This window comes from Flavobacteriales bacterium, from assembly GCA_016713875.1.
Lineage (GTDB): Bacteria > Bacteroidota > Bacteroidia > Flavobacteriales_F > PHOS-HE28 > PHOS-HE28.
On sequence record JADJOI010000003.1, the window covers coordinates 2,628,317 to 2,649,999 of the forward strand.

16 protein-coding genes and 1 tRNA gene are annotated in these 21,683 nt (G+C 66.1%); 6 read left to right on the top strand and 11 right to left on the bottom strand.

All coding sequences use genetic code 11. The features are described 5' to 3' along the window. Positions 1 to 15 precede the first annotated feature (15 nt). The 5 genes from IPJ87_12665 to IPJ87_12685 are packed head-to-tail and all read right to left on the bottom strand — an operon-like array spanning position 16 to position 4,173. Complete coding sequence (locus IPJ87_12665) at positions 16 to 1,293, bottom strand: HlyC/CorC family transporter (protein ID MBK7942706.1); 1,278 nt, start codon at positions 1,291 to 1,293, stop codon at positions 16 to 18. Positions 1,294 to 1,302: 9 nt separating this feature from the next. Further along, positions 1,303 to 1,512 (bottom strand): hypothetical protein, encoded by a 210-nt coding sequence (locus IPJ87_12670; protein MBK7942707.1) that lies wholly within the window; start codon positions 1,510 to 1,512, stop codon positions 1,303 to 1,305. 6 nt (positions 1,513 to 1,518) lie between these two features. Further along, entirely contained in the window at positions 1,519 to 2,103 is a 585-nt protein-coding gene (gene lptC / locus IPJ87_12675; protein MBK7942708.1) for an LPS export ABC transporter periplasmic protein LptC, read from the bottom strand. Beyond that, positions 2,100 to 3,455 carry a hypothetical protein gene (locus IPJ87_12680; GenBank protein MBK7942709.1) on the bottom strand — a complete coding sequence of 452 codons (1,356 nt, stop codon included), beginning with the start codon at positions 3,453 to 3,455 and terminating at the stop codon, positions 2,100 to 2,102. The genes lptC and IPJ87_12680 overlap by 4 nt, the downstream gene beginning before the upstream one ends. Next, positions 3,373 to 4,173 carry a type III pantothenate kinase gene (locus IPJ87_12685; protein MBK7942710.1) on the bottom strand — a complete coding sequence of 267 codons (801 nt, stop codon included), beginning with the start codon at positions 4,171 to 4,173 and terminating at the stop codon, positions 3,373 to 3,375. Before IPJ87_12685 ends, IPJ87_12680 begins: the two co-directional genes overlap by 83 nt. A gap of 59 nt (positions 4,174 to 4,232) precedes the next feature. Here IPJ87_12685 and IPJ87_12690 point away from each other — a divergent pair. After that, positions 4,233 to 4,308, top strand: a tRNA-Phe gene (locus IPJ87_12690). A gap of 34 nt (positions 4,309 to 4,342) precedes the next feature. Here IPJ87_12690 and IPJ87_12695 read toward each other — a convergent pair. Beyond that, on the bottom strand, positions 4,343 to 4,936 hold the full coding sequence (locus IPJ87_12695; protein ID MBK7942711.1) for an HD domain-containing protein: 594 nt from the start codon (positions 4,934 to 4,936) through the stop codon (positions 4,343 to 4,345). A 48-nt stretch (positions 4,937 to 4,984) separates the two neighbouring features. Between IPJ87_12695 and IPJ87_12700 the strand changes: the two genes are divergently transcribed. Beyond that, positions 4,985 to 5,935 carry a HAMP domain-containing histidine kinase gene (locus IPJ87_12700; GenBank protein MBK7942712.1) on the top strand — a complete coding sequence of 317 codons (951 nt, stop codon included), beginning with the start codon at positions 4,985 to 4,987 and terminating at the stop codon, positions 5,933 to 5,935. After that, positions 5,935 to 7,467, top strand: a complete 1,533-nt coding sequence (locus IPJ87_12705; protein ID MBK7942713.1) for a 2,3-bisphosphoglycerate-independent phosphoglycerate mutase — start codon at positions 5,935 to 5,937, stop codon at positions 7,465 to 7,467. The genes IPJ87_12700 and IPJ87_12705 overlap by 1 nt, the downstream gene beginning before the upstream one ends. A gap of 10 nt (positions 7,468 to 7,477) precedes the next feature. Here IPJ87_12705 and IPJ87_12710 read toward each other — a convergent pair whose 3' ends face one another. After that, positions 7,478 to 8,572 carry a T9SS type A sorting domain-containing protein gene (locus IPJ87_12710; protein ID MBK7942714.1) on the bottom strand — a complete coding sequence of 365 codons (1,095 nt, stop codon included), beginning with the start codon at positions 8,570 to 8,572 and terminating at the stop codon, positions 7,478 to 7,480. 278 nt (positions 8,573 to 8,850) lie between these two features. Beyond that, a complete protein-coding gene (locus IPJ87_12715) occupies positions 8,851 to 11,544 on the bottom strand; it encodes a T9SS type A sorting domain-containing protein (GenBank protein ID MBK7942715.1) in 2,694 nt (897 codons plus the stop codon). A gap of 75 nt (positions 11,545 to 11,619) precedes the next feature. Here IPJ87_12715 and IPJ87_12720 point away from each other — a divergent pair, with 75 nt between their 5' ends. Beyond that, positions 11,620 to 11,796, top strand: a complete 177-nt coding sequence (locus tag IPJ87_12720) for a hypothetical protein (GenBank protein MBK7942716.1) — start codon at positions 11,620 to 11,622, stop codon at positions 11,794 to 11,796. On the opposite strand, the gene IPJ87_12725 is transcribed toward IPJ87_12720, so the two are convergent. The 3 genes from IPJ87_12725 to IPJ87_12735 all read right to left on the bottom strand — a co-directional run bounded on the left by IPJ87_12725 (position 11,793) and on the right by IPJ87_12735 (position 19,635). Next, positions 11,793 to 14,021: a choice-of-anchor L domain-containing protein gene (locus IPJ87_12725; protein MBK7942717.1), complete on the bottom strand. Its 2,229-nt coding sequence runs from the start codon at positions 14,019 to 14,021 to the stop codon at positions 11,793 to 11,795. The two genes, IPJ87_12720 and IPJ87_12725, sit on opposite strands and share 4 nt — an antisense overlap. Before the next feature lies 1 nt (position 14,022). Beyond that, positions 14,023 to 16,689 carry a choice-of-anchor L domain-containing protein gene (locus IPJ87_12730; GenBank protein MBK7942718.1) on the bottom strand — a complete coding sequence of 889 codons (2,667 nt, stop codon included), beginning with the start codon at positions 16,687 to 16,689 and terminating at the stop codon, positions 14,023 to 14,025. Between the two features lie 108 nt (positions 16,690 to 16,797). Further along, entirely contained in the window at positions 16,798 to 19,635 is a 2,838-nt protein-coding gene (locus IPJ87_12735; protein MBK7942719.1) for a choice-of-anchor L domain-containing protein, read from the bottom strand. A 168-nt stretch (positions 19,636 to 19,803) separates the two neighbouring features. Between IPJ87_12735 and IPJ87_12740 the strand changes: the two genes are divergently transcribed. Further along, the gene (locus IPJ87_12740) at positions 19,804 to 21,183 is read left to right on the top strand and encodes a dipeptidase (protein ID MBK7942720.1); all 1,380 of its coding nucleotides are present in this window, start codon (positions 19,804 to 19,806) and stop codon (positions 21,181 to 21,183) included. A gap of 29 nt (positions 21,184 to 21,212) precedes the next feature. Further along, on the top strand, positions 21,213 to 21,662 hold the full coding sequence (locus IPJ87_12745; GenBank protein ID MBK7942721.1) for an LEA type 2 family protein: 450 nt from the start codon (positions 21,213 to 21,215) through the stop codon (positions 21,660 to 21,662). Positions 21,663 to 21,683 lie beyond the last annotated feature (21 nt).

Sequence of the window (21,683 nt, forward strand, 5' to 3'; positions counted from 1 at the left end):
ATAGGCGGCTGGACCTTAGGGGATATAGCCCCGCCCGGGGTCGGTCACGAGCAGGCGCACCAGGTCGATGCGGCTGTGGACCACCTGGGCCACCGTGAAGCGGAAGGGCCCCAGGTCGATCACCTGCCCCTGCTCGGGCAGCGAGCCGGTGTGGTGCAGCAGCAGGCCTGCGAGCGTGTCGTACTCCTCGCTCTGGGGCAGGGCCAGGCGGTGGGCTTCCACCAGGCGCTCCACTTCGGTGCGGGCGCTGAAGAGGAACTCATGCTCGCCCACCCGCTCCTCCACCCCCTCACCGCTGTCGTGCTCGTCCTCGATGTCGCCCACGATGGTCTCCACCACGTCCTCAATGGTGAGCAGCCCTGCGGTGCCCCCGAACTCATCCACCACCACGGCGACATGGGCGCGTTGCTTGGTGAACTTCTGGAGGACCTCATCGGCCGGCATGGTGCCAGGGATGAAGTCCACCGGGCGCAGCACCGAGCGGATGGTGCGGGGCTTGCGGAACATCTCGTAGCTGTGCACGTAGCCGATGATGTTGTCGATGCTGTCCTTGTAGACCAGCATTTTGCTGAGGCCGCTCTCTGCGAAGCGCTGGTGCAGGACGCCCATGGGCTCCTCGACCTCGATGGCCTCGATCTCGGCCCGGGGCACCATCACATCGCGGGCCTTGGTGGCGCTCAGGGCCAGGGTGTTCCGGAAGTACTCCACCTCGGCGTCCATCTGCTCAGGCCGGGGTCCGTCGGCGCTCATCTCGCGCAGGAACTCGTCGAGGTCCACCCGGCCGAAGGTGGGTCTGCGCGCCTGTCCTTTCACCCCGAAGAGGCGCAGCAGGCCCTGGCTCACTCCCGTGAGCAGCATCACGATGGGCCAGAGGAGCACATAGAGCGTGCGCAGGGGCAGGGCGAAGAGGGCCAGGCTGTTGTTGGGGTCGATGCGGAACACGGCCTTGGGCAGGAACTCCGCCAGGATCAAGATCACCAGGGTGCTGAGGCCGGTCTGGGCCGCCAGCACGAAGAGCTCGTTCGGGTGGATGCCACGCAGCCAGGGCTCCAGCACCTGGGCGGTCACCAGGCCGAAGACCACCAAGGCGATGTTGTTGCCCACCAGAAGCGCCCCGATCACGCGGGCCGGCCGGTCGAGCAGGGGCGCCACCAGGGCGGCCCACCAGGCGCCCTGCTTGCGCTGGAGTTCGATGTAGAGCTTGTTGCTGGTGACGAAGGCGATCTCGAGCCCCGAACAGAGGGCGGACACCAGGAGACTGGCAACGAGCAGGATGGTGTCGGCCGTGGCCATGCGGAAAGCCTAGGCCTTGCGGGCCCGGTCGTCCATGGCCTCCAGCTTGCCGCGCACCATGCGGCGCATGCCCCACATGGCCGCGGCGATCACCGGGAACCACAGCCAGCGGCCGCCCTCGTGCCACCCGTTCACCGCGATGGCCCAGATGGCGGCCAGCAGGGTGCCGATGGCCACGGCGAGCCAGAAGTGCTCCATGAAGCGGTGGACCTTGCGCATGGCGGGTCAGCGGGCCTGGGTGGCGAAGGTATCGCCCGTGGCGACAACGAAGATGCCGGTGATGTGCTTGACGGTGTAGCGGCTGAAGTCCTCGTTGGCCTCCAGGCCCACGCCATGGATGACATCGGCGCCCCGCGCGATGCGCACCGGCCGATCGGTGTGCACACGACCGCTGTCCTGGCTCCATACCAGGTGCTCGGTCTCCAACCGCTCGCCGCGGACGTTGGTGAACACCACGTTCTCACTGACCTCCATGCGGTCCTCGGCCGGCAGGATGACGCCGCGGCGGGCGGTGAGCACGCTGCCCGGTCTTCCGGTGCGGTCGAAGAAGACCAGTTCCACGCCCTCGCTCAGGTCGGTGCGGCGCCTGTCCTTGGCCAGGTGCTCCGCGATGCGGCCGGCACGCAGCCGGTTCTGCAGACGCCCGCTGTCGGTGAAGAGGTATTCCGCATCACTGGTGATGCGGTCGGGCGCGTCGGCGGCCACCTCCACGGAGGCCACGCGGTCCAGGTCGTTGGTGCAGGCCATGGGGCCGGCGGCCAGCCCGCCAAGCACCAGCCAGGGCAGCGGCCGTCCGGCGCCCCGGTTCATTCGATGCGGCGCTTGCGGAACCACACCTCGCGGATGTCCGGGGTGATGGTGAAGCCCACGTACAGGTCGAGGAAGCCCTCGCTGATCCGGCCCGCGGCGGGGCTCGTGCGCTGGCCCAGGTCGGCTCCGAGGTTGAACCGCGAGCGCGTCATGGAGCCCATCAGCGGCAGCGACAGGCCGGCGCTCACGGCGGTCTCGCGCAGCGCCTCCCCCCCCACCCGCAGGTAGTCCTGGGCATGGCGGAACCCGAGGCGGTACGTGGTGCGGCCCAGGAAGGAGCCGTTGCGCAGGCCCAATGGGGTCCAGGCGGCACCGAGGGCGTAGGCCATGCTGGGGCCGAGGTCCTCCGGAAGGGTATACCCCTCCACATCGAGGCGCAGGCTGCTCCAGTCGCGCAGACGGGCCTCCGCCATCACGGTCCAGGTGGGGCTCACCAGCCCCACGCCCAGCCCCCAGGCGGTGGGCAGCCCCACGGTACCGCGGGCCCCGTCGGTGAAGGAGATGGTGTCGCGGAAGGTCTCCACACCCGTGGTCGTGGCCGTGAAGGAGTTCACCAGCTCGGTGCGGCGCGCACTGATCGCGAAGCCGGGGTCGACGCTGAGGGCCACCGTGTAGCGCAGCGGCTCCTCGTCCAGCGTGGTGCGGCGGCGCAGGTCGCCGAGGTATTGGAGTCCGAGGGTGGCGGCGGGCCCGCGCATCACCAGCGACGAGAAGGCCTGCGTGTTGAGGTAGTTGGCGCCTTCGGGGTAGTACGCCTTGCGGGTGCGTTCGATGCCACCGAAGAGGTACACGAAGTTGCCCCCGGCGGTGAGCTTGTGCCCATTGCCCAGGGAATCGCGCTGCTGCCACACCGTGGTGCCCACCCCGACGAAGGCCTTGTTCAGGCCGCCGGAGCCTTCGTAGGTGTAGCGCACCGAGCTGCCATCGGGCAGGGTGCCGGTGTCCCCGATGCGGTAACCCACATCGGTGAAGGGGGAGAGGCCGAGGGCGAGACCGGCCTTGCCCTTGGCGAACGGGATGCCGACGCTGAGGCCCAGCGGCCGCACCGCGCTGCGCTGTTGTTCGCCCTCATCGGAACGCAGGCGCACCCAGCGGGCCAGGCCGCCGATCTCGAAGGTGGGCTTCAGCAGGTGGGCGTAGCTGGCGGGCTGTTGGGCGCTGACGCTGTAGGGGTCGGTGGCGGCCACGCCCACACCGCCCATGGCGGCCTGCACCACCTGGTTGGTGTTCAGCAGGTCACCGAAGCCGTAGGACGAATAGGGCGATTCATCACTTTCCTGTGCCCATATCGGCCGCAGCCCCACCACACCCAGGATCGCGAGGATGGTGGCGGTGGTGCGCAAGCAGGGCATGGAGGCCGCGAAGGGTCAGGAGCGGGTCGGCAAAGATGCCACTTTTGAGGGCGGCGGCGTAGGCGGGTGCGGCACCACCGGTGAGCACAACGGCCAGGCCGGGGTGCTGTTGCCCCAGTTCGCCGATCATGCCGGCCAGTTCGAAGCGCACTCCATGGTGGATGCCGGAGGCCAGGCCACCCGGCGTATCGGTGCCCACCAGCGCCGGTCGGCCGGGGTCTTCCACCAGGGGCAGGCGGGCGCTGTAGCGATGCATGGCCTGGCCGCGCATCCGGGGTCCGGGGCTGATGGCGCCCCCCACGAATCCGGAGCCGGGCAGCACCAGGTCGTAGGTGATGCAGGTGCCCAGGTCGATGGCCAGGGCGGGGCGGCCAGGGAAGAGGGCATGCAGCGCGGCCGCGTTGGCCAGGCGGTCCACTCCGAGCGTGCCCGGGCTCGCGTATGCGTTCGGCAGGGGCGCTGACGAACTGCCGGTGAGCTCCACCACGGGGCCATGGGTGGCGAGCACCGGAAGCAGCGGGCCGATCGGGACGCCCACCGAGGCGGCGGCGATGTGCGTGGGCCGGTCGGCGCCGAGGAAGCCACGGAGCACATGCGCATCGAGGCGGTCGATCCGGGCGAAGCGCAGCACCCGGTCCCCGTGGAACAGGGCGAGCTTCACCCGCGAATTGCCGATGTCGACCACGAGGTCGATGGTGGGTTGGTCCGTGGATCCCATCCTGCTATCTTTGCCGCCCTTGTCCGCCGACCTACAGGCGGAATGCGGACGAAACATAGGGTGCCTTAGCTCAGCTGGTAGAGCAACGGACTGAAAATCCGTGTGTCCCCAGTTCGATTCTGGGAGGCACCACCACCCGGAGGCCGGTCGCAGGACCGGCCTTCGGCGTTCAAGCGGGGTCGTGCGCGGCCAGCCAGCGCCGTAGGGCGGTCAGGTGCTCGGCCTTCAGCGGCTCGCGGTCGCGTTGATTGGTGGCCGTGAAGAAGCGGTGCTCTTCCAGAAAGCGCACCTGGATGCGGTTCCATTCGATCTCGGTGGAGAGCACACCGTAGGCGCGCAGTTCGGCGAAGAGCAACGAGCCGATGCGCTCGAAATCCGAGCGGCCCAGGTAATCCAGGTCCGCGTCGCACAAGATGCGGGACAGGTTATTTTCCGGCCGGTGCAGGATCCGCGTGGCCTGGATCATGGTGCACACGCGCTCCACCTGCACGGTGTCGTAGCCGAATCCGGGCAGGGCGCGGCGTGCGATGGCACAACTGCCGTCCTCGTGCTGAAGGTCCTGCTCGGTGAAGCCCGCATCATGGTACAGAGCGGCCGTCTTCAGCAGCTGCAGGTCCTCCCCTTCCACGCCTTCCTGAGCGGCGATGTCGATCACCGCGGCGTACACATCGAGCGTGTGCTCCAGGCTGTGGTACGTGCGCCGGTCGGGAAGCTCCTCGCGGAGCTTCAGCAGGATGTAGGCTTTGGCGGCCTGGGTATCCATGCGGATGCGGCCAAGATAACGCGCCCTCCGCACCAGTACCTTGGTCCCATGTTCCCGCGAGGCCAACGCCGCACCCTGCTGCTCTTCGGCATCCTGGCGGTGTACATCGTGCTTCAATCGCTGTGGTGGGCCTACCTGCTGGTGCGCAAGGACCAGGAGATGCAGGGCCTGATCGACGCGTTCCACCTGGCCACGGACACCGACAGCGGGCGCGCCGACCGCACCTTCCGCATGGTGGTGGGCGAGGGCGTGGTGTTCCTGGCCCTGCTGATCGCCGCGCTGGTGCTCACCTACCGCGCCATCCGGCGCGACCTGCAGCTGGCCCGCGCCCAGCGCAACTTCCTGCTGGCCGTCACCCACGAGCTGCGCACCCCCATCGCCGGGGCCAAGTTGAACGTGCAGACCCTGCAGCGCCGCACCCTGTCGCCCGAGCAGCGCGAGGCCCTCGCCGCACGCGCCGTCGGCGACCTGGACCGGCTGGCGGCGCTCACCGACAAGGTGCTGTTGGCGGCGCGGGCCGAGGAGACCGACCTGCCCCTGGAGGTGGGCCCGGTGGACGCCGCGGAAGTGCTGCGCCAGGCGGTGGACCAGGCGCGCGGCACCGCCCTCGCCGCGCACACCGTGGAGCTCGACGCCCCGGCGACCCTTACCGTGCAGGCGGAGAACCTGGCCCTGCGGTCGGTGCTGGACAACCTGCTGGAGAACGCCGGCAAGTACACCCCGCCGGGCAGCACGGTGCGCGTGAGCCTGCAGCGGCGCAGCGACGGCGCCGTGCTGGAAGTGGCCGACGAGGGTCCCGGCGTGCCGGAGGAGGAGCGTGAACGCATCTTCCAGCGCCTCTACCGCGGGGGCGACGAGTCCACGCGGCGCACCCAGGGCACCGGCCTCGGCCTCTACATCGCGCGGCGGCTCATGCGGCGCATGGGCGGCACGCTCACGGTCCGCAACGCCCCGCAAGGGGGGGCTATCTTCGCGGCCTCCTTCCCCACCGCCTCCTGATGCCCGCAACCCGCAAGGTCGCCCTGGTCGTGCTCGACGGCTGGGGCATCGGCGCCGGCGACCGCACCGACGCCATCGCCCAGGCCCGCACGCCCCGCTTCCACGAGCTGCTCGCCCACCACCCGCACGCCACCCTGCGCACAGACGGCGAGCATGTGGGCCTGCCCGCCGGCCAGATGGGCAACAGCGAGGTGGGCCACCTCAACATCGGCGCGGGCCGCGTGGTGTACCAGGACCTGCTGCGGGTGGACAAGGCGGTGGAGGACGGCACACTGGCGCAGAACGCCGTGCTGCAGGAGGCCTTCCGCGCCGCGCTGCGGCCCGGGGCCCGGCTGCACTTCATCGGGCTGCTCAGCAAGGGCGGGGTGCACAGCCACCAGGACCACTTGCGCGCGCTCTGCCACGCGGCGGTGCAGGCCGGCGTGCCCGAGGTGTTCGTGCACGCCTTCACCGACGGGCGCGATGCGGACCCGAAGAGCGGCCTGGGCTACCTGCGCGACTTCCTGGCCGGCGTGCAGGGCCTGCCGGTGCACATCGCCTCGGTGGTGGGCCGCTACTACGCCATGGACCGCGACAAGCGCTGGGAACGTGTGAAGCGCGCCTACGACCTGCTGGTGCGCGGCGAGGGCGCGGTGGTGACCGAAGCCGCCGAAGCCTATGCGCGCAGCTACGCCGAAGGCATCACCGACGAGTTCATCGCGCCGCATGCGGTCGCGGGTCCCGACGGGAAACCGCTCGCCACCATCCGCCCCGGCGACGTGGTGATCTGCTTCAACTTCCGCACCGACCGCTGCCGCGAGATCACGCAGGCCCTCACCCAGCAGGCCTTCCCCGAGCAGGGCATGTCGCCGCTGGCCCTGCACTACGTCACGCTCACCGAGTACGACCCCACCTACCGCGACGTGCACGTGGTGCTGGGCAAGGACGAACTGCCCATGACGCTGGGCGAGGCCGTGAGCGCGGCAGGGCTGCGGCAGCTGCGCGCGGCGGAAACGGAGAAGTACCCGCACGTCACCTTCTTCTTCAGCGGAGGACGCGAAGCGCCCTATCCCGGTGAGGAGCGCATCCTGGTGGCCAGCCCCAAGGTGGCCACCTACGACCTGCAGCCCGAGATGAGCGCGCCGGAGCTGGCCGAACGCGTAGCGCAAGCGCTCACGCCCGATGGTCCGGACCTGGTGATCCTCAACTTCGCCAACCCCGACATGGTGGGCCACACGGGCGTGTTCAGCGCGGTGGTGAAGGCGGTGGAGACCACCGACAGCTGCCTGGGCCGCGTGGTGGACGCCGGCCGCGCCGCGGGCTACGGCTTCGTCATCATCGCCGACCACGGCAACGCGGACAAGGCGCTCAACGCCGATGGATCGCCCAACACGGCGCACAGCACCAACCCCGTTCCGGTGGTGGTGGTGGACGACCGGCGCTGGACCGTGCGCGACGGCATCCTGGCCGATGTGGCGCCCACGCTCCTGCAGCTCATGGGCGTGGCCCGGCCGCCGCAGATGACCGGCCGCTCGCTGGTGGAGGCCGGGTGAGGGCCCGCGTTCAGTGCTTGATGAAGCGTGCGGAGCCCCGGCGGCCGTGCTGGTCCTCCACCCGCACCAGGTAACAGCCCGCCGGCCACGCGGCCACCTCCAGCGTCACCGCGCTCCCGGCCCTTGGCGCTTGGCGATGCACCACTTGCCCAAGCGCATCCTGCACCTCTACCGTATAGAGGTTCCCTCCTGTTGACGAGGCCACTTGCACGCGTTCCGCCGCCGGGTTCGGGTGCACCGAGACCCGTACCGGCGAACCGGCTTCCGGAAGACCCGTGCTCACCTGCACGCAGGTGTCCGGCTCCACCGTGTCCAGGTCCAGGTAACCGATGAACTCGTAGGGCAGCTGCGGGTTCTGCGGGGGCAGGATCAGGTACAGGTCGTCCTGGAAGAAGGCCATGTCCCCATGGTCCGAGTACATGTGGCCCCCCAAGGCGCACAGCTGCTGCCCATCATACCGCAGCACCCCGTACAAGGTGGTGTCCCCCACGAAGTGGTACACCCCGCTGATGTACAGCGCGCCCCCGTGCACCTGGATGTCCGATACGCTGCCCTCGAAGTCCACCTGCGGGAAGAACGGATGCCACGCCGTGCCATCCCACACCTGCACGTGATCGCTGTACACATCGGGGTCCGTCCCGTTCAGGAAGAAGCCGCCCGCGTACAGGGAGTCCCCGTAGCCGCAGAGGGTGGACACGAAGTTGCCGCCCACGCCACCGGCCAGGCCCTCCCACTGGTCCACCCCGTCGAAGGACACGATCTTGCGGCTGCCCAGCACCTGGAACACCCCGCCGAAGTAGATGCGGTCCTTCCACAGGGCGGCACCGTACACCGAGGCCGGCAGCGTCCAGGGCGCGTTCGGCAGGGGGCGCAGCGAATCCATGCGCCACTCCCGCACCCCGGGCATGTACTGCCCGTTCACCGTGCTGGCCGTCCCACCCACGAACAGCCGGTCGTTCACCGGCAGGATCGAGAGCGGGCCGTCCACCTCGCCCATGCCGTGCCACTGCCCATTGGCCAGGTATACACCATCGCCCCAGGCCTCCACCCATTGATAGCCCCCGCAATAGGGGCCCAAAAAAAGCGTGTCGTGGAACCAGGCCATCGTGGGTACAGGGCATCCGGTCGACTCCAACGGCAATCCATCACCTCCGCCAAGTCCGGCGATGGACCAGTCTGCGCCATCCCAAGTGGCCAGACCCCGCGCCGGCAAACTGTCTTGACCACAATAGCGGAACGAACCGGCCACGACCAAATCAGTAGAATCGGTTGTCAGTGTAAAGGAACGCGCGAACCAGTTCAAACCTCCATCCAAGGTTATCCACTGCCCTTTACATGGCAAACACAAGAGCAACGACACAAGGCCGACCGCTCGCGGCTTGTTCATTGCTTTACGAATCGAGCCAGCGTAACGCGACCGTTCTTGTCCGCTGCGCGCACCACGTACACACCGGTGGAGAGCCGGGAGACATCGAGCTGGGCACTTCCGTGGGTGCGTGTGGCCTCGGTCCAGCACCGCCTTCCGCCCACATCGAACACCTCAACAGACTCCAGGTCCATGCCACTGGAGAGCCGGATGGTCATGGTCGTCGTGGCCGGGTTCGGCACGATGAGCAAGGGGTTCGAAGAGGACGCGAGAGCTCCATCCGCCACACCCACGGTAAGGTCGTACCGGACCTGCGCCAGGAAACCATCCCGGGTCGAGCCGCTCAGGTCCGGAACGTCATTGAGGTAAGGAGTGTGACCAGCGATCGTCGGCTCGTACAGTGGAAAAACACCAGAGGTGTTGCCGGTCGCACCGGCCACATACACACGGCCATCGAATGCGTCCACGTCGCCCACGATGTCCAGCCCGAAGCCACCGAAATAGCTTGCATGGTACACAGACCCATCCGCATCGAACTGGATCAGGTAGGTGTCGGGGTTGCCATTGACGCCCGGGGTTCCGTCCGCATGCAGGCCTTGAAAGTACCCTCCGCCATCGTTGGCTTGCACAAGCAAATTCTGTAGTCCATTGTGTGTGTTCGTGTTCATGTACACCATCGGACCAAGCGTACTCCAGGTGATGGCCGAGTTCATCCACAAATGACCGGATCCGCCATCCCAATGACTGCCACCGATGTACGAGGACCAAAGCAGATCCGTACCCGGGCTGAATTTGGCCACAAAGCCATCGACATTGTTCCCATAGTTCGGCTGGAAGAACGCAGGAAAACCTGGATCGCATTTCGGGAACCAATTCTCATTGTTCCATGTGCACGGTTGGGAATTGTACGTATGGCTTTCCGTGTATCCTGTCACATAGATGTTCCCCGCGTCATCCACCACCACATCCGTCACCTGGTCGCTGAACTGCCCACCAAAAAATGTGGACCAGAACAAACTCCGATCGGACAGGTCAAAGCCCATGATGAAGCCATCGTTGTACGGACCCTGGTTCTGTCCCGCACCGTTCAATCGATCTTGGAACCAGCCTCCCGCATCGCAGAGCTGAAAATGCGTATTACCACCCTCGCAGTTATTCACAAGTGGGTCGGGATCAAAAGGAGATTGGGTCTCCCCCACCACATAAAGCCGGTTGTTCAATGGATCCACCTCACAACCCCAGACCCACTCATCGCCGGGCCCACCGATGGCGGTACACCACACAAGGTCGGCCTGCGCGCTGAACATGGCAACGAGGCCCGTGTGGTACATCGGTCCATTTTCAGGTCCGCCCCAGAAGAAGAACGCAGGACCACCAATGGTGCCTTCGTAATCAATGCCTTGATAGGAATGTCCAACCACATACGCGTTCCCATTGGAATCAAAGTCCACGTCATTGAGCCATGCTGGCATTCCATTGGAGAACTTGGTCGCATACTCCACAGAACCCGTTGATGCTTCTAGATATGAGACGAAGGCCATCCCCGTACTCTGATAACAGTTGGGATTGGCTTGTAGCGGAACGTTCGGGAAGGAAGAAGGCAAAAGTCCGGCACCAACGAGAGCAATTCTATTGTTGACTTCATCCCAAGAGACTCCCGTCGCACGATCATCCGTCGTACCTCCGATGTAAGTCATCCACGTCCCGGCGACCTCGACCTCATAGTACTGATTGAACCGGCCGACTACTGCATCGTAATCTCCGGCTGGGGTTTGAAAGACACCGTTGCCAACAGGCAGACCGGAAGTTGACTTTGAATACCCGCAGAAATAGAGGTTCCCGCTATCATCATGGTCCAAGCCTGTCACGGCATCATCATGGCTTCCGGACAAAAAGGTACCCCATTCAGGCAGGGCGCCTGGAGTTCCTCCTCCCCCACCGGCCAGGGGATTGAACGGCGTGATCACGAAGATCAGCGGAAGCTGCGCGTTGTACGCCCCGACGGTCACAGAGACCTGCGTGGAGCCTTCGACATGGGCATACTCCGGGATCCACGACACCACGCTCGGCGCCCCTCCGATCATCTGATAAGCCACCGCCTGGTTCAACTTCAGATACCGTTGTCCGAAGTGGATGCGCAGGAACCCATCCACATCCACGTCCAAACTATCCTGACCCTCGAACATCAAGAGGATATCCTGCGGATCACCCCCGGGTTTCACCACGAAGAGGAATTTGGGCCCCCAGCGGTTGCTCAGGATATGGTAGTCGATCTTCTTCCAGACCTCTTCATACACCACGCGCTTGCCTCCTCCCACGCCCGTGATCCCCGTCGGAGTGAACTCCTCGTAGAAATTGTAGTGGCCCGTGATCGTGTCCAACACCACCGGAAGTGGATCGCCCACCTCTTCACCGATGCACGTCATGTCCACACGAACGATCGTATCGAGCCCGACGCCTGATGTATCGGCATAGCGCATGGTCCATACGGTCCGGCTTCCGCGCTGCGCATAGAGCGTTGGATTCGTGCCTACGCTATGGAAGACCGTCTCGTCGCTGAAGTCACCGTTCAGATCATGGACCTGTCCGTTATTCCGCAAGTAGGTCCATTTGGCCGCATAGGATTCTCCGAACAGTTCCTCTGGAACATAGACCTGCGCTTGGCCGAACGTGGTCACCAAGGACACGATGTACGCCAACCACTGCTTCATCGCGTTAATGTTTAGGGATGATCCAATAACGAAGTAAAGTCGATCCGACCGGATTTCAAAGCATGCGAACCTGGTATGTACCGAAGGCGCTGCCCCCCCAGCACCAACCACGTTCCGGTAGTGGTGGTGGACGACCGGCGCTGGACCGTGCGCGACGGCATCCTGGCCGATGTGGCGCCCACGCTCCTGCAGCTCATGGGCGTGGCGCAGCCGCCGCAGATGACCGGCCGCTCGCTGGTGGAGGCGGTCTAGTTGTTCAGGATGGTGAGGTGCCCGGTGAAGGGGCCTTCGCCACCTTCCACCACCACTTCGTAGAAATAGGTGCCATCGGGCACGTTGCGCCCATCCCAGGTGTTGCGGTAGTTGTTGGCCTCGAAGACCACCTGACCCCAGCGGTTGAAGATCCGCACCGTGTTCTGCCGGCTTTGGATGCCCTCGATCTCGAAGCGGTCGTTCTGGCCGTCGCCGTTGGGGCTGAAGACGTTGGGGATGAAGATCTCGCAGTCCACCTCCACATCCAGCGCGAGCGTCGCGGTCTGTCCACAGGCATCGGTGGCGGTCACCGGATAGGTGCCATCCACATCGCCCGGCACCCACACGGTGGTGCCCACGGTGCCATCGGCCCACAGCAGGGTGATGGTACCCGTTCCACCGGAGGCCGCGACCACCAGCACCAGGCTGTCCGTGCATTCGGCCAGCACGTCGTCGCCCAGCAGGCTCAAGGGTTGCGGGTCTGTGATGGTGAAGGACACGCTCGCGGTCACCGTCTGCCCGCAGGCGTTGGTGTACGTGGCGGTGATGGTGGCGGTCTCCGTGCCATCGGCCACCCCATCGTTCAGCGCGTTCAGCGGCAGGTCGAGCTGGTTGGTGCCGTTGGGGATGATGATGGACGCGGGCACGGTGCTGTGGTCGGTGCCGTTCGTGGCCGCGCCGCTCTGGACCAACTGCACGGTGAGGTCGCCGGTGCTGCCCTGCGGGCGCGTCACACGCACCACCGTGGAATCGCAGCCCTCCACCAGGTCGTCGGGGCCTACGATGCTCAACCCGATGGGCGGCGGAGGAGTGAGCGTGATGGTGGCGAAGGCGGTGTCCGGAGCCAGGCCGCAGGTGTCCGTGGCGATCACCGTGATGTCCTGCGTGCCCAGCGCGGTGACGGTGATGGTGGCGCTCGTATCCCCGGTGCTCCACAACAGGTCGTGGAAGCCGAAGCCCCCGGTGACCGTGGCCGTCAGGTCCACGGTCTCGCCGCAGGCCACGGTGGCGCCGCTGGTGGTCACCTGCAGTTCGGGCACGCTCTGGATGAAAAAGGTGTAGGTGACCTCGATCGGCTGGCCATTGCACCCACCGGGCACCAGCAGGGTGATCTCGATGGTCTCATCGCCATCGCCATCCACGGGCACATTGAGCACGAAGGGGATGCTGCCCTGTCCACCGGCGAAGAGCAGCGTGTCGGGCAGCGCGGGGAAGTAGTCCACGCCGGGCGTGGAGGTGCCGCCGTAGCTCAGGTACACCGTATCGGGCTGGCTGATGTCGCCCACCCGCACGAAGTTGAGGGTGACCGGGAAGCAGCTCTCGAAGACGACATCGCCGAACACGCCGGGGCCAGGCTGCAGTGCGGGGATGAAGGGGTTGCTGCTGAAGCTGCCGCCCTCCAGGAACACGCCGCTGTCCAGGGCCGAGTCGAAGGCATCGGCGATGGCGAGCTTGATGTGGTAGGTCTGCCCGCATTGCACGAGGGCCCGTGCGGTGAGCACCACGGTGAAGCCGTCGTACTGCACGGTGAGGCCGCCGGCGTTGTCGAAGTAGAAGCCGCTGTTGCTCTGCCAGTTCGGGTCCACCGCCGCGCAGTTGGACGGGTCGCCGAAGGTCCCGGCCGAGCCGTTGTTCACCGTGTTGATGCCGATGGGCACGGAGGTTCCGGGGACCAGCGCGATGTTCTCGGCGTTGTTGCTGAAGGGCCCGTTGATGCCCGGTCCGCTGAGGAAGAAGCCGAACACATCGTTGAAGGTGGAGCACACGTACTCGTTGTACTCCTCACTGCCGAACACGAAGCGGAACTTCAGGGAATCGCCGGCCGGCACGAAGTCGAACTCCAGCACGGCCTTGTCGTTCACGTTCTGCTGGGAGATGGTCTCCAGGTCGATGTCACCGGTGAAATCCGGTGAGGCCGGGCCCAGGGTGAGGCCATCGTTGTTGTTGGGACCGACCACCTCGGGGACGCTGCCGCTGCACATCACCAGGCCCTGGGCGATGTTCACGTTGGAGTTGGTGCCGTCGAAGCTGCCGATCTGGTCGTTGATCACGTTGCCCGGCTGCCCGTTGAAGGTCACGTTGCTCACGGTGATGCCGCCGCCCAGCAGCACGTTCTGCACCAACTGCTCCGGCGTCTGGGTGTTGTCCACGGTGATCTGCGCCGCCGCCACGGCGGGCAGCAGCAGGGTGGCCAGCAGCAGGCCACGATCGGTTCCTCGCCTCATGTCAGTTCTCCTGGATGGTGCCGCGGATGAGGGTCACGTGACCGTACCCTTCCTGCGGCGGCATGTAATGGCCCTCAGCCTTGTACTTGTACACGTAGACGCCGGTGGGCGCCATGTTGCCGTTCACCTTGCCGTCCCACACCGGCTCTTCGTCCGATGAGGCGAAGATCTGCTCGCCCCAGCGGTCGAAGATGGTCATCTCGTAGGTGGACACCATGTGGCTCACCGGTCCGAAGACCTCGTTGATGCCATCCCCGTCCGGCGTGAACGCGTTGGGGAAGTGGATCTGGGCCGGCGGGATGATGTACACGGAATCGGTGGCGCGGCATCCATTGGCCGTCACGATCTCCAAGTGCACCCAGTGGTCCTCCATGTCGTTGTAGCTGTGCGACACCTCCTGCGTGCTGGCCTTGGTGCCGTCGCCGAGGTTCCAGAAGTAGTAGATGGGTTCGGGATAGGTGGCGGCGTCGAACTGCCAGTCATCGATGCCCTCGTTGGTCACCACGATGTCGGCCAGGGTGGGCTCCACCTCGATCTCCACCTGGGCGCTGTTGAACAGCCCACATTCCTCGTACACGTTCACCACGTAGGTGGTGGCGCTCAGCGGGGTCACCATCACCTCAGGGTCGGTGTGGGCCAGCAGCGGCCACTCGATGCGGTAGATGCCGGATCCACCGGTGATCTGGGCGCTGAGCAGCAGGCTATCGCCGTAGCAGATCACCTGGTCCTCGGTGAGGTCGATCAACAAGGGCTCGGGGTGCGGGATGTAGGTGGCCACCACGGCACTGCCGGTGTAGCCGCACTGGTCGCTGGCCGTGAAGGTGTACACCGCATCCGTGGGCACCGGCACGTCCGTGCTCGTCCCTGTGGCGATCACCGTTCCGTTCGCGTCCTCCCAGATGTAGGTGTATACGCCATTGCCACCGGTGACCGAGGCGATGGAGATGGTGGTGGTGTCGCCCACACAGATCACGGTGGGATCACCGTTGGTGACGATCTCGATCGGTGGCAGCGGCGCCGTCGTGGTGAGCACGCTGTCCTGCGCGATCGACCCGCATCCGTCGGTGACGGTGGCTACGTAGTAGGTGGGTGGTCCGGCGTCCACGTTCACCGTGGCGGTGGAGCCGATCACCGTGGTGCCGGTGGTCCATTCGTAGCTGAAGTTGCCATCACCACCGGCGACGTTCAGCACGCTCAGGTCCGCATCGCCCAGGCAGGGGATCGCGGTGTCCGGGGTCAGCGTCAGGACCATGGGGGCGTACACCGGCACATCCACGGTGATGTCCACGGTGGCCGGCACGATGCTGCATGTGTCGCTGACGGTGAAGGTGTAGGTGGTCGTCACCCCGGGCGAAACGGAGATCGTCGGGGTGGTCTCGCCGGTGCTCCAGCTGTATTGGTAGTTGCCGGACCCTCCGGAGACCACCGGTGCCAGCAGCTCGGTGAGGTTGCAATCGCTCTGGATGTTGCTGGCCTGCACATCCAGCGGTGGTGGCGAATCGATGTAGAAGTGGAACTCGGTCTGGATCTGGATCCCGGCGCACTGGATCAGCTGCTGGATCTGGATGATGATGGATTCGAGGCCGTCGGCGTCCTGCGGGATGGTGAGCAGGAAGGTGATGGCCGTGTCGCCGGGGTAGTAGATGAGCTGGCTGGGGAAGGGCGGGCTGTAGTCCACGCCCGGCGTGGCCGTGCCCAGGATGGCAAGGTTCACCGTGTCCGTGGCGGAACTGTCGCCCATGCGATAGAACGTGAAGTCGACCAGCCCGCAGCCTTCCAGCATGGTGCTGTCGTTCACCAGCACGCCGCTCACCAGGTCCGGGATCACCTGGCCGGTGCTCACGAAACTGCCCGCCTCCAGGAACACCCCGCTGTCGAAGGCGGTGTCGCCCCCGTCAGCGATCGCGATCTTGATGTGGTAGGTCTGGCCGCAGACGACCTCGGCACGGGCGGTCAGCACCACGGTCATGCCGTCGTACTGCACGGTGGTGCCGTTGGCGTTGGAGCTGTAGTAGATGTTGTTGTTCATCCAGTTCGGGTCCAGCGCGGCACAGTTGGAAGCGATGCCATTGGTGCCCACGGTGCCGTTGTTCACGGTGTTGATCGACACCGGTACCTGGGTGCCCGGTACCAAGGCGATGTTGATGGCGTTGTTGGTGAAGGGTCCGGTGATCCCGGGCCCGCTGAGGAAGAAGCCGAAAACATCATTCACGGTCCCACAGACATACTCATCGTACTCCTCGGAGCCGAAGACGTAGTTGAACTTGAGCGAATCGCCAGTGGGGATGAAGTCGAACTCCAGGATGGCGGCGTCGTGTGTGGGCACCCCGCTCAATTGGTCCAGGTCGGGGTCGTTGAACCCGAAGTTGCCTCCACCGGCCGAGCCGCTTCCGATGTTGTTGGGGCCGATGGCGAAGGTGACGTCACCCGAACCCATGATCATGCCGGCGGCCAGGCCCACATTGGAGGAGGTGCCATCGAACTCGCCCGCCTGCGGATGCACCGTGTTGGCCGGCAGGCCATTGAAGGTGAAGTTGCTGGCCGTCACTCCACCGCCCAGGAGCACGTTCTGCACCAGCTGGGCCGGGGTCTGGGTGTTGGTGACCACCAACTGGGCGGCGGTGCCCAAGGGAAGCAGGGCGCACAGAGCGAGAAGGAAGCGGTTCATCGGGGCCATGGCGGGTGGAAAAAGCCTTGAAAAATAAGCCTTGACGACCACATGACTGCCCAGGGACCCGATCCGTTGCCCGAAGGGCATCCGGAAGACGGCGAGGGATCACTCCGAGGCGATGTCCTGGCCGAGCAGGGTCACCGACCCGATGCCCTTGGTGGCCGGGAAGCGCTGGCCCTTGGCTTGGTACTGGTATACGTAAACCCCTGTGGGACAAGGCTGTCCGTTAGCAAATCGGCCATCCCAGGTGCGGCCGAGCTCCTCGGTGGTGAAGACCACGGCCCCCCAGCGGTCGAAGATGGTGTAGGTCACCTCGGTGAGGCCGTAGCCCATCGGGCCCCAAGCGTCGTTGATGCCGTCCCCGTCCGGGGTGAAGGCGTTGGGGAAGAAGAGCTGCGCGGAAGGCTGCATGAACACCGAGTCCACATCCGTGCACCCGGCGGGCGTGGTGGCCGTCACCGTGGCCCAGTACTGGTCGCCGTCGGCGAAGGTGTTCTCCACGGTGGCCCCGAAGGCCTGGGCACCCGTGCTGAAGGTCCAATGGAAGGACTCGGCACCGGGCAGGCACTGGGCCGTGAAGCGGAACTCATCCCCGCCCAGCTCGCTCACGGTGATGTCCACCACGGGGATCTCCACCACCACGGTCACGGCCCCGGAAACGCTGGCCCCGCAGGCATCGGTCACCGTCACCGTCAGCGTGGTGTCGCCTTGGGGGAACACGGTCACCGCAGCGGTGCTGTCGCCCGAGGGCTGCCACAGGAAGGTGTAGTCCCCTCCGCCGCCCGATCCACCGGCGGTCACCGTGGCGCTGCCACCTTCGCAGGCCACGGCCGTGGTGGGCAGCAGCAGCTCCAGGGGCATCGGGGCGTCCACCACCAAGGTGGCGCTGGTCTGTTGGCCACAGTTGTCGGCGACTTCCAAGGTATAGGTGGCATCGCCGGTCACCGGCACGGTGAGGCTTGACCCGGAGCCGATGGTGTTCCCGGCATCATCGGTCCAGGTGTACGTGTACTGACCATCGCCTCCGGTCACCCCGGGGGTCAGGGTCGCCGCATCGCCTAGGCAGGGAACCGTGTAGGGGCCACCGGGGGCGATCGTCAGCGTGGGCATGTTCGGCGGGCTCACCTGCACGGTGGCCGAGCCCGAGCCGCCGCAGGCATCCTGCACGGTGACCACATAGGCCCCGGGCGAACCGGTCGGCACGTTCAGGCTGGTGCCGTTGCCCTGGTTGGTGCCGTTCAGGGTCCAGGCGTAGGTGTACGGACCCACCCCGCCGGCCACGTTCAGCACCTCCAGCAGCACGCTGCCCTGGCAGGGGAGCTCCACATCCGGCGAGGCGGTGACGGCCAGCACGGCCGGGGGCAGCACCGTCACCGTGATGGTGCCTTGCTGAACACCCGCGCAGTTGTCGTTCACGGTCACCGTGTAGGTGCCCGGGGCGGTGGCGTCCACCGGGATGGTGGTGCCCGTGCCCACCGGGTTGCCGTTCAGGGTCCAGCTGTAGGTGAAGGGAGGCGTTCCACCCGCGACGTTCAGCACGCTGAGGTCGGCGGTGCCCTGGCAGTCGAGTGTCACGTCCGGGCTCAAGGTCAGGGTCATGGGCGGGCTGAAGGGGGCTCCGACCACCACGTCTTCCTGCACGCTGCCGCCACAGTTGTCATCCACCGTCAGCACGTAGGTGCCTGGGGCCGTGTTGGGCACGGTGATGGATGTGCCGTTGCCCACGGGCGCTCCGTTGAGCGTCCATTCGTAGGTGAAGGGCGCCGTGCCGCCGGTAAGGCTCAGCACCTCCAGGTCCACCGAGCCGCTGCAGGGTAGGTTCAGGTCCGGGGTCACGGTCAGGTTCATCGGCGGGCTCACCGGCGCGCCTACCACCACCGGCTCCTGTACCACCGCGCCACAGCCGTCGGTCACGGTGGCCACGTAGGTGCCCTGCTGGCCGGGGCCCACGGTGATGGTCTGGTTGGTGCTCACCAGGTTGCCGTTCAGGAACCACTCGTAGGTGTAGGGAGGCGTGCCGCCGTTGACGTTCAGGATGCTGATGTCCACCGAGCCGCTGCATGGGAGGTTCACGTCGGGCGAGGTGTTCACCACGGGCTGGGCGCTGGCAAAGCTGCCGCCCTCCAGGAACACGGCCGAGTCGTACAGGTCGTCACCACCGTCGCCGATGGCCAGCTTGATGTGGTAGGTCTGTCCGCACTGCACCTGGGCACTGGCGGTCAACACGGAGGTCATCCCATCGTAGGTGATGGTGTTGCCGAGGAAATTATCCACGTAGTAGGCGCTGTTGGCCACCCAGTTGGGGTCGGCGGCGGCGCAGTTGAACGGGTCGCATCCGTTCAAGGGATCTCCTGCCGCACCTCCGTTGAGCGTGTTGATCGTCACCGGCACGCTCGTCCCTGGGATCTGGGCCAGATTGACCGCGTTGTTCGAGTAGGGGCCGTTGATGCCCGGGCCGCTGAGGAAGAAGCCGAAGGCGTCGTTGACCAACGCGCACACATACTCAGGATACTCCTCCGAGGCGAACACGAAGCGGAACTCGATGGCGTTGCCGGTGGGCACGAAGTCGAATTCCAGCACGGTGGCATCGCTGATGAGGACTCCGGAAAGCAGGGCCAGATCGGGGTCGGTGCCCGTGAACAGGCCGGCGCTGGCGAAGGTCATGTCGCCCATGCCAGGGGCGTCGTTCACGTTGCCCGTGGCCAGGATGATGCCTGAGGCCAGGCCCAGGTTGGTGCCGTTGGCGGTGAAGGCGCCGCAGCCGGGCTGTCCGCCGGGTGCGCCGAACATGCCATTGTATTGCACGTTGCTGGCCACCACGCCACCGCCCAGCAGATTGCTCTGCACCAGGTTCTGGGGGGTGGGGGTGTTGTTGATCAGCAGCTGGGCGCCGAGGGGCAACGTGGCCAGGCCGATCAGGACGGAGAGGAGGGCGCGGGTCATGGCGTGGGGGTCGTTCGTGGGGCGAAACAAGCGCCGGTCCGGGGGTGAGGGCAGCGGGGCCGAGCAAGTGGCGGGGGTGATCGCGCAGGCGGCGGGCGGCTATCTTGCGGGCCCATTTCCACTGCGAAGGTCCGTAAGGTCCGTTCGTGGGTCAAATACCGAAATGTCGTGAAGGATCTCCTCACCTACGTCGATGCCAACCAGGACCGCTACCTGGCCGAGCTCATGGACCTGCTGCGCATTCCCAGCGTCAGCGCCGACCCCAAGTACAAGGCCGATGTGCAGCGCTGCGCCGAGGCCGTGAAGCAACGCTTGGTGGAGGCCGGGGTCGACCGTGTGGAGGTGTGCCCCACGGCCGGCCATCCCATCGTGTATGGCGAGAAGATCGCGGACCCCGCCAAGCCCACCGTGCTGGTATACGGTCACTACGACGTGCAGCCGCCCGACCCACTGGACCTGTGGACCTCACCGCCCTTCGATCCGGTGATCAAGGACGGGGTCATCTACGCCCGTGGAAGTGCCGACGACAAGGGACAGTTCTACATGCATGTGAAGGCAGTGGAAGCCATGCTGCGCCATGGTGGCCTGCCCTGCAACGTGAAGTTCATGATCGAAGGCGAGGAGGAGGTGGGCAGTGATAACCTCGGCCTCTTCGCGAAGGCCAACAAAGAGCGACTGAAGGCCGATGTGGTGCTCATCAGCGACACGGCCATGATCGCCAAAGATGTGCCCAGCATCAACACCGGCCTGCGCGGGCTCAGCTACCTGGAGGTGGAGGTCACCGGGCCGAACCGCGACCTGCACAGCGGGGTATACGGCGGGGCGGTGGCCAACCCCATCAATGCGCTCTGTGAGATGATCGCCAGCCTGCACGACGCCGACCGGCGCATCACGATCCCGGGCTTCTACGACGCGGTGCGTGAGCTGAGCGCTGCCGAGCGCAAGGCCCTGGCCGAGGCCCCGTTCGATGAGCAGGCATACAAGAAGGACCTGGCCATTGATGCGGTGCGCGGTGAGAAGGGGTACAGCACCGAGGAGCGCAGCAGCATCCGCCCCACGCTCGATGTCAACGGCATCTGGGGCGGCTACATCGGCGAGGGCGCCAAGACGGTGCTGCCGTCCAAGGCCTTCGCCAAGATCAGCATGCGCCTGGTGCCCGACCAGAAGAGCGAAGCGATCACCCGCCTGTTCCAGGAGCACTTCACGCGCATCGCGCCGCCGGGCGTGAAGGTGGTGGTGCGCCCGCACCACGGTGGGGAGGCGGTGGTGACGCCCATCGACTCGGTGGCCTACCGCGCCGCCAGCAAGGCCATGGAGGAGGCGTTCGGCAAGACCCCGATCCCCACGCGCGGCGGCGGCAGCATCCCCATCGTGGCGCTGTTCGAGGCCGAACTGGGCTTGAAGACCGTGCTCTTCGGCTTCGGGCTCGACTCGGACAACATCCATAGCCCGGACGAGCACTACGGCGTGTTCAACTACATGATGGGCATCCGCACGATCCCCCGCTTCTTCCACCACTACGCCGCCCTGATGAACGGCCGCGCGTGAGCCCGGCACGATCGTTGTCGGCCCGGGGCATGGTCCGCTGGAGCGCTGTGCCGATGCTGATGGGCATGTCCTCGCTGACCGGGTGCACCACGTACCGGGAGGTGACGGTGGACGGCGTCGAGAACGTCCGGTTGGCGGGCATGGACGCCCAGGGAATGGCGGTGCGGGTGGAGGTGCGGGTCACGAACCCCAACCGCTATCGCATCCACGTGCACGACCCCGAGCTCGACCTGTACCTGAACGAGACCCGCATCGGCACGGCCGTGCTGGACACGCCCCTGACCGTTCCCGCACGAAGCACCTCCACGCTACGCATCCCCCTGCATGCGCGGGTGGACGGCGGTCCGCTGCTGGTGATGGGGCTGGGCATGCTGCTGGGCGACCGGCCGGTGCTCAGGGCCGAGGGCACCGTGGGCGCCCGGGCCGGCCTGGTGCGGAAGCGCTTCCCGATCAGGCTGGAGGCCCCGCTCCAACGATGAGGCACCGATCCGCACGGCAGG

Excerpts from the sequence above, each read along its gene's own strand:
- IPJ87_12665 (MBK7942706.1), bottom strand. The coding sequence starts at position 1,293 with ATGGCCACGGCCGACACCATCCTGCTCGTTGCCAGTCTCCTGGTGTCC.
- IPJ87_12670 (MBK7942707.1), bottom strand. The coding sequence starts at position 1,512 with ATGCGCAAGGTCCACCGCTTCATGGAGCACTTCTGGCTCGCCGTGGCC.
- lptC (MBK7942708.1), bottom strand. The coding sequence starts at position 2,103 with ATGAACCGGGGCGCCGGACGGCCGCTGCCCTGGCTGGTGCTTGGCGGG.
- IPJ87_12680 (MBK7942709.1), bottom strand. The coding sequence starts at position 3,455 with ATGCCCTGCTTGCGCACCACCGCCACCATCCTCGCGATCCTGGGTGTG.
- IPJ87_12685 (MBK7942710.1), bottom strand. The coding sequence starts at position 4,173 with ATGGGATCCACGGACCAACCCACCATCGACCTCGTGGTCGACATCGGC.
- IPJ87_12695 (MBK7942711.1), bottom strand. The coding sequence starts at position 4,936 with ATGGATACCCAGGCCGCCAAAGCCTACATCCTGCTGAAGCTCCGCGAG.
- IPJ87_12700 (MBK7942712.1), top strand. The coding sequence starts at position 4,985 with ATGTTCCCGCGAGGCCAACGCCGCACCCTGCTGCTCTTCGGCATCCTG.
- IPJ87_12705 (MBK7942713.1), top strand. The coding sequence starts at position 5,935 with ATGCCCGCAACCCGCAAGGTCGCCCTGGTCGTGCTCGACGGCTGGGGC.
- IPJ87_12710 (MBK7942714.1), bottom strand. The coding sequence starts at position 8,572 with ATGGCCTGGTTCCACGACACGCTTTTTTTGGGCCCCTATTGCGGGGGC.
- IPJ87_12715 (MBK7942715.1), bottom strand. The coding sequence starts at position 11,544 with ATGAAGCAGTGGTTGGCGTACATCGTGTCCTTGGTGACCACGTTCGGC.
- IPJ87_12720 (MBK7942716.1), top strand. The coding sequence starts at position 11,620 with ATGTACCGAAGGCGCTGCCCCCCCAGCACCAACCACGTTCCGGTAGTG.
- IPJ87_12725 (MBK7942717.1), bottom strand. The coding sequence starts at position 14,021 with ATGAGGCGAGGAACCGATCGTGGCCTGCTGCTGGCCACCCTGCTGCTG.
- IPJ87_12730 (MBK7942718.1), bottom strand. The coding sequence starts at position 16,689 with ATGAACCGCTTCCTTCTCGCTCTGTGCGCCCTGCTTCCCTTGGGCACC.
- IPJ87_12735 (MBK7942719.1), bottom strand. The coding sequence starts at position 19,635 with ATGACCCGCGCCCTCCTCTCCGTCCTGATCGGCCTGGCCACGTTGCCC.
- IPJ87_12745 (MBK7942721.1), top strand. The coding sequence starts at position 21,213 with ATGGTCCGCTGGAGCGCTGTGCCGATGCTGATGGGCATGTCCTCGCTG.